Genomic DNA, 9259 nt, shown 5'->3' with positions numbered 1-9259 from the left:
GATCCAAGAAAAGTGCCGTGCCGCTGTATCCTGCGGCACGTCACTTTTGGTTTTGGCCCAAAAATCGAGGTACGCCGAGGATCTCGATACGATAGAGAACAACACTTCAGCCCGCGGTCTAAGACCAATTTTCCAAACGAAAACTATAGGGCCACGAAACGCCTTGCCAATACCCTGCCCTCGGCAGCCACAGAGATTTGACGATGCTAAGCATGATTGATCCGAACAAATTCATTAACTCAGCTACCCAGCGGGTGCTGGCTTTTGCAGCGCACCCCGACGATTTGGATTTCGGCGCAGCCGGAACCGTAGCCGCAATGACCGCCGCGGGGATAGAGGTGCAATACTGCATCATGACCGATGGCGACGCTGGAGGTTTTGACGACCGTGATCCTGCCGAGACGGTTCGCTTGCGCCACGAAGAGCAACGCGTTGCGGCAGCCCGAGTTGGTGTCAGCACCGTGCATTTCATGGGAGAGCGTGACGGCTATCTAGAGCCAAGCCACGACGTCATGCGTCAGGTGGTTCGACTGATCCGCCAGGTGCGCCCGCAAATAGTTATGGCCATGCACACCGAACGAAACTGGGACCGCATTCAGCGCTCACACCCGGACCACCTTGCCTGCGGCGAAGCGGTAACCCGGGCTATCTACCCGGCAGTCGAAAACCCGTTCGCCTACCCGGAGCTGCTCGCGGAAGAAGGACTGGAAGCCTACAAACTACCTTGGCTTTGGTTATATGGAGCCCCCAAGGAACGCGAAAACGGCTTTGTGAACATCACCGAGTTCTTTGCGCAGAAGATGGATGCTTTGCGAGCCCATTTCACCCAGCACCCCGACGTCGGGGCGATGGAGAAATTTGTGCTCGAGCAGTGCCAAGCGAATGGCGTACGCGCGAATATGCCTTCCGATGAGCTGGCTGAAGGCTTCCACCTCGTGGCCGTGAACGCCGATGACACGATCGCAGGATTCTGACTTAACTACGGGTTAAAGTAATTCGGCGCGGTTCCCGCTTTGGGGAACCGCACCGTATACGTCAGATGAATGCTAACTTATCGACAGATAACCCATCGCTAGCTGGTTAGGCTTTGGGATCTTCCGATTGGCCTAGCGGCAGGTCCACCGAGGCCTCGGTGTCTTCCGACGGCGAGGCGGGTATCTCTGAACCTTCCACGGTGATATGTACCGCGAGAACATCGTCGATGGGGGAGAGCCCGCCCTTGGCGTCTTCTCCCGAGGTCTTGCTCACTACGCTGATGCCGCCTTCTTCATGCACGGCCCAAACAACGTACTGTTCAGAATCATCAAGTGGTGGCAGAGCAGTCAGTTCGACGCCTAGCGCATTCTCCTGCTTGGAGGTACTGATGGTCGCCTGACCGCCGCTATTGAGTTCAACTACCTCTGTGAGCACATCATCGGCCTTTGCGGCTTTAGAAGATTTCGTCTCGCTATTGAGCAAGGAAAAGGTCACGAGGGCCAAGACGACCACGATTACCAAACCAATCACTGCGAAGATCCAGCGTTTTGGCCGTGCGCTCCGTTCCGCACGAGAGCTGTGGGCCACTTGACTGACTAGGTCCAGACCCAGATTTTCGTCCTGAGGCTCGTCGCGGTGCTGCGAAGGGCTACCGTTCATTGTTTTGGAATCTCCCGAGAAGTCGTCGGTTTTGTCGGAATGCACGCCTGCGCGAACATACTCAAAAGCTTACTTTATAAAGATTGGGTAAAGCTGTGTACTTGGCCCGATTGGGCTGGTATTTTAGGCTCCTGCAAAACCGTTCTGCCGCCAAGCCTCAAAGGCGACAACGGAAGCGGCATTGGCAAGGTTCAGCGATCGGCGCCCCGGCAACATCGGCAATCGGACCAGATCGGTCACCCGTTCGTGGGCTTTATCTGCGGCGCTAAGCCCCACCGATTCCTTACCGAACATGAGAATGTCACTTGGGACATAGCCCACCTCGGTGTACAGCGTGTCGCCATCGGAACTGAACGCAAAAACACGACCCTCGCCCAACGACGCGAGGGCTTCTTCGAGGTTTTCGTGTACGGTGACCACCGCTAGATCGTGGTAGTCCAACCCCGCACGACGCAGGTTGGCGTCTTCAAAGTTGAAGCCCAAGGGCTTCACTAAATGAAGTTCGGCACCGGTGATTGCGGCTAGGCGGATGGCATTCCCGGAGTTGCCGGGAATTTCGGGAGCATTGAAAAGAATACGGAACACATTTAACAGTTTAAGCTCTTGGAGCAGTAAAACTGGTAATCAGTACATTCCGCCTAAGACTCGGGACAGTACCGAACGGTCAACAATATTCGGGGAAGGGCCTGATCCGAGGAAGAGTTTCAGTTCGCGGATGAGTCCTGCGGCATTGAGCACGTTGGGCGTGGAGGCCAGCGCCGGATCGGCCCTGCGGTGATATTCGATGACCGGCTCGTGGGGATTGCCCTGGCTCGAAAGGACCAACGTGAAAGCGACGACATTCATCTGCATGAATGCGCGTTGCATCCCGGTGATGTTCAAGGCCGGGGGCTGCGTCATTTTATTTCCATGACGCAATACGTTCCCATCAAATGCGTAATAGCCCTCGGGAAGCGTCATCGTGTTGACGATCGCCATACGATATCCGGCGGTCAACACATGGTCATAGTGCCCGCCGCCGGGTGCCTGCAAGCCATTGACCAGCCGGGCCGCAGGCAGCACGTTGAGCACGTTTTTGCTGAGCATGCTGATCGTCTGTGCTTCTCGGGTAAGCCTGGAACGGGAATTGAACAGCCCGCGCTTTCGTGGCTCACCGTGGCTTCGTTGAATCGAGTGGGCCCTATCCAGCAAACCAAAGGAGTCGTCATCGAGACGAGGGACATATTCGGTAGCTAGCTGGGCCTTGGGCTGTTGCGGTGAGGTGCGCAGCTTTTCATCGTACTGGCGGGCGGAGGTTCCGGCGCGTGGTGCTTGGCCGGGGGACTGGAAAGACCTATCAAAGCTTGAACGGCTTCGACCATCCGACAGCGTCTGAAATGCCTGTTGGACGTCTTTGAACTCGTCGGCGCTACCACCCAGATCCGGGTGTGACGCGCGAGCAGCCTTCCGATACGCAACCTTGATCTCTTCGAAAGTTGCCGTCCGGGGAACGCCAAGAATTTCGTAGGGACTTGGCGAACTCATGATACGGACGAATCCTCTCGGTTAAGGCAATTCCCCACGGCCGGTGCCGCGCGATCAAGTGCCAATTAGAACATTTTACCTTCCATGATTGGGAGTTGGCTTTTCAAACCCGAGCGTTTGCTGGGTATTCTCTATCCGTATGGTGCCCTCCGTGAAATATCAGCACATTCGCATAGTCTTCCATCCGAGCTCGGGCAAGGGTTTGGCAATGCGACGGGTCGAAGAGCTGGAAGCCCGGCTCGAGGCTCACGGTATTCAATCAGACAGGTTGAATACCGCACATCTCCAAGGGCGAGAATTCGGAAAAGCCTTGGCAACAGCCGATGCCGTAGTAGTCATCGGCGGAGACGGACTAATACACCACACCATCCAGTATCTTGCAGGGAAGAACATTCCAATGGGGATCATTCCGGCAGGCAGCGGCAACGACACCTGGCGAATGTACGGCGCACGATCGGCGGAAGAAACGATCCAACAGGTGGTTAGCTTTCTGGCCGGAGGGGCAGCAGGGACCCCGATCGATTTGCTCCAGCTGCGATTTGCCAATGACCTGCCACGAACTACGCTTGCCGTGGGCGCGGTGTCGTGGGGATTCGAAGGACAGGTTAACCGGCGAGCCAATGGTTTGCCACGCCGCCTAGGCGCGCTGCGCTATATTCTCGGACTGCTGCTGTGCCTCCCCACACTTCGCGCGTACCCCACCGAAATTCAGGCTCAGGAACTTGACTACAAGGGGTCGGTCTTCGCGGCAAGTATTGCGAATATCAAGTCGCTTGGCGGTGGGATTAAGCTTTTCCCGCACGCGGACTACGCAGATGGATTGGCCGATATCGTGCTGGTGAAGGGCCCGCTATTGCTACCGGTGCTGCCTTTTGTAGGTCATATTCTGCGCGGAAAGATTCACCGGCACCAACTGTCCAGCAGGAGTGCACATGTAGTTGTGCGAACCAGGCAGGAAAGTTATGCGGACGGGGAGCTTATTGGACAGGGTGATTTTGAGCTGACCGTGCTCGACGGGGCGCTGACGCTTATTCCGGGCGCCGATAATCGCAAAAGAGCATAGATTCCTCCTCGAACAGCGAATGGATTTTCATCGCAAGGGCCGCCTGCCGTGGACCGTGCGCTATGCGCTGCCCAGACCCCGCCAACAGCATCGGCGAATAGCTCACGCACATCGAGTCGAGACGATCGGCGGCGATGAATTGGCCAAGCAAATGCGGGCCACCCTCGGCATGAATGAAACCCAGCCCTCTGGATAGCAGATCAGCAACGATTTCCTGCGGGTCACAACCCCGGTCTGCTTCGGCAACTTCAACCAATTCGACATGCGAAGCGAAGCGACTGTGGTGCTCCTCGGTGACTTGAACGCTGGTGAAGACCAGCACCGGGACGGGGCTTAGCGTGAACACCTCGTCATCGGGCTCCAGATGCAGCCCGTGCGAAACGATCGCCAGGACCGGTTGCGCGGACAAGCCCCGGGCTTCACGCCAGGAAATGTCCTCATCACCGATCAGCGCCCCCGCGTACCCTTCGGCGCGGACGGTGCCGGCACCGACCAGGATGACATCTGCCAAGCGTCGCAACAAACTAAAGATCCGCCGATCGCCCGCGCTGCCCAACCCGCCGGACAGCCCATCGCGCTGGGCGCTACCGTCGATGCTGGAAACGAAATTGAAGCGCACAAAGGGACGTTGCGACGCGGCGTAACGCTCCAAAAGGTAGGTATCGCCAACCTCCGGCATATTGCTGGGTAGCAGTTCACGCATGGCTCGGGTCCTATCGGCTGGCTTCACGTTCGGGATGGGCAGGGGGATTGACCTCGCCCATGTTGTGGATCTGGTAGGCAGGGTCCCGCCACCCCTGTGCCGCTTCTATCAACCGGACGGTTTGCACGGATTCGGCGATATTGTGCATCCGGATGATCCGCGCCCCACCCATCACGCACATGGTTGCCGCCACCATGGAACCGATGAGACGTTCGGGTTTGGGCAGGTCCAAGGTTTCACCGATGAAATCCTTATTGGATACCGCCGCGAGGGCCGGGTATCCCAACGCGGCGATGGCCTCAAAATTCGCGGTCAGATCCAGGGTGTGCCGGGTGTTCTTATTCAGGTCGTGCCCCGGATCAATGATGATCTTTGACGCGTGGATTCCTGAGTCCAGTGCCAGCTGGACCTTTTGCGCCAGATAGTCGCGCACTTCGGTAACCACATTCTGGTACTGCGGGCGGGGATAGACGGTGCGTGGTTTCGCCAACGAATGAGTCAGCACCAGATGCACATTGTTTCGGGCAACAACTTGAGCCATCTCGGGGTAGGCCAGCCCGGTGGTGTCGTTGATGACATCCGCTCCGGCATTGATCGCGGCTTGGGCAACTTCCGGGAGGAACGTGTCGGCGGAAATCACCACATCACTTTGTTTGCGTACCGCTTCGATCACCGGAACCACACGTGCGGCTTCTTCCTCCCAGGGGAGCTCCGGGCCGGGCGAAAACGGTACGCCGCCGATATCAATCCAGTCCGCTCCGGCCTGCACCGCACGCATCGCCGAGGAGACTGCTTCGTCCAAACCGAAGGTGGACCCGGCATCATAGAAAGAATCCGGGGTGCGGTTGATCACTGCCATCACCGCGATGGTCCGCGAGAAATCTATGCTCCGACGCGAAAAGTGGTGAATCGGAACCTGCAACTCGGGTAAAAACATCGACCTGGTCTCCCTTGATTCGCGGTCGTGCCGCTGCGCATTGCTTTGTTCATTCATATCACCCGCTCGCGACCTGATGCGGGATATGTCTGGATGCTGGTTAGGCTTGTACTATGCAGTTCTCCCATGTCTCAGCCACCCAGGGCCAATGGATCATTGATTCCTGCGCCACCGCCGACCAGCTGACGGTAGTCGCGCAAGTGCCCGTGGGTTACGAACGCTACGCGCGGATCTTGCATCCGGCCTATGACGAGTTTGACCAGCCGGTGAAGTGGGGGACCGTGGCTAGCAGCCGCGGCCATATCCTCACCGCAGCAGATCTCTTCGAAACTGTCGCCGGCTGGGATGCCCAGGGCAACCCGGCAGCCGAGGATGCCTGGGAAGAGACCGACCTGCCGGTAGACGAGTTGCCTGTAGAGCAGTGGCAGGCGCTGGTGAAGCAGCTCCGCGCGGCAACTGAGCAGGAAAAGTTCGTGGTCGGCCTTTGGGGAGGCTATGCCTTCATTGAAGGTGGCGAACGCATCCAGATCGAGAACGAACCCGATCCGGAGCTCAGCGACGAAGAAAACCAGGCCGCTCACGCCGCCGCGCTCGCCGAGGCGCAACGTCCTGCCTTCGCACCGGAGGTGCTCACGACGCCGGCGCTTGAACTAGGCGGCGGTTACCGAAACTACCGGCTCTTCGAAGTGGATGGCGAATTTTTGGCGCAGCCGCTTTGGGCGACGACGGTCGAAGGTCCGCAGCGTCAACGCCCGGCCTTGGCTTTTCCCGAAGACCGCAGCTGGATGCTGTCTACCGAACCTTATGATGACTGCACGCTGATCGGTGGCTCGGCCGAGCTTATCGAGGCAATTTTGCGCGATCCGTTGCTGGAAGCCATTGAAGTCGGGCAATTCACACGTATTGGCCATTCAAACTAGGCAGGGAAAGCTCGTACCATTAAGACGATGACTAATTCCGCCGTATACCTCGATCACGCGGCAACTACCGACCTCAACCCGGCGGCGTTGTCGGCCATGACCGAGCAATTCGCCCACACCGGCAACCCCTCCTCGTTGCACGGTGCCGGTCGCCGCGCCAACCGCGTGATCGACGAGGCACGCACGAAGATCGCCGGGGTGGCAGCGGCTCATCCAACCGAAGTGATCTTTACCTCCGGCGGAACCGAATCCGATAACTTGGCGCTCAAGGGCCTGTTCTGGAATCGGACAGAGAAGAACCCGGAAGCTCGCAGCATTTTGGTGGCTGGAATTGAACACCATGCGGTGCTGGACACCGTGGCCTGGCTCGAAACCCACGAAAACGCGACGCTTCTATGGATGCCGGTCGACGCCGACGGCGTGCTGGATCTGCAGGCAGCCGAAGAGCTCATCGAGGCGAACCACGAGCGGATCGCGTTGGGCACCCTCATGTGGGCAAACAACGAGGTAGGCACCATTGAACCGATCTCCGCTTTCGTGGCCCTGGCCGCTAAGTACCAGATTCCGGTGCATTCGGACGCGGTACAGGCCTTTGGCACCGTCCCTACGGATTTTGCGGCGAGCGGTCTGGCAACCATGGCCATCAGCGCCCATAAGGTCGGCGGCCCGGTAGGAATCGGTGGCTTGCTGGTACGCCGCGACATTGTCCTGATGCCCGTCCAGCACGGTGGCGGCCATGAACGCAAACTCCGCTCTGGCACCTTGAACGCGGCGTCGGCGGCAGGGTTTGCGGCGGCGGCAACCGCGGTCCAAGCCAATTTGGATGCCGAGAGCAAACGACTCAGTGAACTTCGCGACTATGCGGTGCAGCGGATCGCGCAAAGCATCCCCGAAGCGGTGCTCAACGGTCCACGCGATGCGCTGAACGAGGGCAAACGGCTACCGGGAAACCTGCATTTCACCTTCCCAGAATGCGAGGGGGACTCCTTATTGTTCCTCTTGGACATGTTTGGGATTGCATCCTCCACCGGTTCTGCCTGTACCGCGGGCGTGCCGCAACCCTCGCACGTGCTGGTGGCCATGGGCAGGGATGCACGAAGCGCACGAAGTGTGCAACGCTTCACATTGGGGCATACATCCATGCGTGAGGACGTTGACAAACTTTTAGAGGCGCTGCCCGAAGCCTATCAACGGGCAAAGAAAGCCGGTATGGCGGCAGACGAAAGCAGCATTCACACAGCAGGGACGGGTTTTACACGATGAAGGTACTAGCAGCGATGTCCGGCGGCGTCGATTCGGCAGTCGCCGCAGCACGTGCGGTCGAAGCCGGGCACGACGTAGTCGGAGTCCACCTGGCGCTCTCTCGCATGCCCGGGACCCTGCGCACCGGTTCGCGCGGCTGTTGCACGGTGGAGGACTCCAACGACGCATGGCGCGCCTGCGACAAACTGGGCATCCCCTACTACGTTTGGGATTTCTCCGATCGGTTCGCCGAGGATGTGGTCCAGGATTTCGTCGACGAGTATGAGGCCGGACGCACCCCGAACCCGTGCATGCGCTGCAACGAGAAGATCAAATTCGCGGCATTGCTGGAGAAGGCACTGGCGCTGGGCTTCGACGCGGTCTGCACCGGCCACTACGCCAAGGTATTGCGTGACGAATCGGGCAACCCGGAATTGCACCGCGCGGCGGACTGGGCCAAGGACCAGTCCTACGTGCTCGGCGTGCTCACCCACCAGCAGCTCGAGCACTGCATGTTCCCGCTGGCGGAGACCCCTTCCAAGGCCGAGGTGCGCGCCGAGGCGGAAGCCCGCGGGCTCACCGTGGCCAATAAACCCGACAGCTACGACATCTGCTTCATCCCCGACGGGGATACGCGCGGCTGGCTGGCCGAGCGTATCGAAATGAAGCCGGGCGACATCGTCGATCAAGACGGAAACCAGCTCGGCGAGCACGAAGGTGCGCAGGCATTCACCGTGGGCCAACGCAAGGGCCTGCGCTTGGGACGGCCGGCATCCGACGGCAAGCCGCGCTTCGTGCTGGAAATCCGCCCGAAGGACAACAAGGTGATCGTCGGGCCCGAGGCTTTGCTTGCGGTCGATGAGCTGCGCGGCATCCGGATCTCCTGGGCCGGAGTGCCGATCCCGGCGGTGCTCGCCGGCGAAGAATTCGATTGCATGGTGCAGGTTCGTGCCCATGGCGATCCGGTGACCGCCAAGGCGCGCATGGAGCGTGCCGACGGGTCCGAGGTTTTGGTCGTTCAGCTTCCCGAGGGGATGCGCGGCGTCGCACCGGGCCAGACCATGGTCGTTTACCAGGAAACCCGTGTCCTGGGCCAGGCTACGATCGATTCGGCCCGGTCTTCTGCATGGGACCCGGCTTCGGTACTCTAGCCTTCCCACGACACCTCTTGGTGTCTGCAAAATTAACTAGGTCGGCCCGAGAATCCACAAGGTTTGTACGGCCGACCGAGTTAA

At 59.2% G+C, this 9259-nt stretch carries 10 protein-coding genes; 5 read left to right on the top strand and 5 right to left on the bottom strand.

Annotation, left to right across the window (positions count from 1 at the left end; genetic code table 11):
- Window positions 1-212: 212 nt before the first annotated feature.
- Window positions 213-974: a PIG-L deacetylase family protein gene (locus tag ACT3UQ_RS19285; protein ID WP_105552468.1), complete on the top strand. Its 762-nt coding sequence runs from the start codon at window positions 213-215 to the stop codon at window positions 972-974.
- Window positions 975-1080: 106 nt separating this feature from the next.
- Here ACT3UQ_RS19285 and ACT3UQ_RS19280 read toward each other — a convergent pair whose 3' ends face one another.
- The 3 genes from ACT3UQ_RS19280 to ACT3UQ_RS19270 all read right to left on the bottom strand — a co-directional run bounded on the left by ACT3UQ_RS19280 (window position 1081) and on the right by ACT3UQ_RS19270 (window position 3159).
- The gene (locus tag ACT3UQ_RS19280) at window positions 1081-1635 is read right to left on the bottom strand and encodes an anti-sigma factor (protein ID WP_444637771.1); all 555 of its coding nucleotides are present in this window, start codon (window positions 1633-1635) and stop codon (window positions 1081-1083) included.
- 123 nt (window positions 1636-1758) lie between these two features.
- Window positions 1759-2220, bottom strand: coding sequence for a tRNA (cytidine(34)-2'-O)-methyltransferase (locus tag ACT3UQ_RS19275; RefSeq protein WP_096284632.1), 462 nt, complete (start codon window positions 2218-2220; stop codon window positions 1759-1761).
- 39 nt (window positions 2221-2259) lie between these two features.
- Window positions 2260-3159 carry a J domain-containing protein gene (locus ACT3UQ_RS19270; protein ID WP_105552466.1) on the bottom strand — a complete coding sequence of 300 codons (900 nt, stop codon included), beginning with the start codon at window positions 3157-3159 and terminating at the stop codon, window positions 2260-2262.
- Between the two features lie 151 nt (window positions 3160-3310).
- Between ACT3UQ_RS19270 and ACT3UQ_RS19265 the strand changes: the two genes are divergently transcribed.
- Entirely contained in the window at window positions 3311-4222 is a 912-nt protein-coding gene (locus ACT3UQ_RS19265) for a diacylglycerol/lipid kinase family protein (RefSeq protein WP_444637769.1), read from the top strand.
- Here the strand turns inward: ACT3UQ_RS19265 and ACT3UQ_RS19260 are convergent.
- Both ACT3UQ_RS19260 and folP read right to left on the bottom strand, forming a co-directional pair.
- Complete coding sequence (locus ACT3UQ_RS19260) at window positions 4188-4925, bottom strand: dihydrofolate reductase family protein (protein ID WP_105552464.1); 738 nt, start codon at window positions 4923-4925, stop codon at window positions 4188-4190. The genes ACT3UQ_RS19265 and ACT3UQ_RS19260 overlap by 35 nt on opposite strands.
- Window positions 4926-4935: 10 nt before the next feature.
- Window positions 4936-5862 carry a dihydropteroate synthase gene (gene folP, locus ACT3UQ_RS19255; protein WP_105552463.1) on the bottom strand — a complete coding sequence of 309 codons (927 nt, stop codon included), beginning with the start codon at window positions 5860-5862 and terminating at the stop codon, window positions 4936-4938.
- A gap of 113 nt (window positions 5863-5975) precedes the next feature.
- On the opposite strand from folP, the gene ACT3UQ_RS19250 reads away from it, so the two are divergent.
- The 3 genes from ACT3UQ_RS19250 to mnmA are packed head-to-tail and all read left to right on the top strand — an operon-like array spanning window position 5976 to window position 9175.
- On the top strand, window positions 5976-6782 hold the full coding sequence (locus tag ACT3UQ_RS19250; RefSeq protein WP_096284642.1) for a hypothetical protein: 807 nt from the start codon (window positions 5976-5978) through the stop codon (window positions 6780-6782).
- Between the two features lie 27 nt (window positions 6783-6809).
- Window positions 6810-8045: a cysteine desulfurase family protein gene (locus tag ACT3UQ_RS19245; RefSeq protein WP_444637768.1), complete on the top strand. Its 1236-nt coding sequence runs from the start codon at window positions 6810-6812 to the stop codon at window positions 8043-8045.
- On the top strand, window positions 8042-9175 hold the full coding sequence (gene mnmA / locus ACT3UQ_RS19240) for a tRNA 2-thiouridine(34) synthase MnmA (RefSeq protein ID WP_105552461.1): 1134 nt from the start codon (window positions 8042-8044) through the stop codon (window positions 9173-9175). Before ACT3UQ_RS19245 ends, mnmA begins: the two co-directional genes overlap by 4 nt.
- Window positions 9176-9259 lie beyond the last annotated feature (84 nt).

This window comes from Glutamicibacter sp. AOP12-B1-11, from assembly GCF_052379245.1.
Lineage (GTDB): Bacteria > Actinomycetota > Actinomycetes > Actinomycetales > Micrococcaceae > Glutamicibacter.
This window is presented reverse-complemented; position numbering and strand designations above follow the sequence as displayed.

What these genes read in the sequence shown, in the direction of transcription:
- ACT3UQ_RS19285 (WP_105552468.1), top strand. Translation starts at nt 213, where the DNA reads ATGATTGATCCGAACAAATTCATTAACTCAGCTACCCAGCGGGTGCTG.
- ACT3UQ_RS19280 (WP_444637771.1), bottom strand. Translation starts at nt 1,635, where the DNA reads ATGAACGGTAGCCCTTCGCAGCACCGCGACGAGCCTCAGGACGAAAAT.
- ACT3UQ_RS19270 (WP_105552466.1), bottom strand. Translation starts at nt 3,159, where the DNA reads ATGAGTTCGCCAAGTCCCTACGAAATTCTTGGCGTTCCCCGGACGGCA.
- ACT3UQ_RS19260 (WP_105552464.1), bottom strand. Translation starts at nt 4,925, where the DNA reads ATGCGTGAACTGCTACCCAGCAATATGCCGGAGGTTGGCGATACCTAC.
- folP (WP_105552463.1), bottom strand. Translation starts at nt 5,862, where the DNA reads ATGTTTTTACCCGAGTTGCAGGTTCCGATTCACCACTTTTCGCGTCGG.
- ACT3UQ_RS19250 (WP_096284642.1), top strand. Translation starts at nt 5,976, where the DNA reads ATGCAGTTCTCCCATGTCTCAGCCACCCAGGGCCAATGGATCATTGAT.
- ACT3UQ_RS19245 (WP_444637768.1), top strand. Translation starts at nt 6,810, where the DNA reads ATGACTAATTCCGCCGTATACCTCGATCACGCGGCAACTACCGACCTC.
- mnmA (WP_105552461.1), top strand. Translation starts at nt 8,042, where the DNA reads ATGAAGGTACTAGCAGCGATGTCCGGCGGCGTCGATTCGGCAGTCGCC.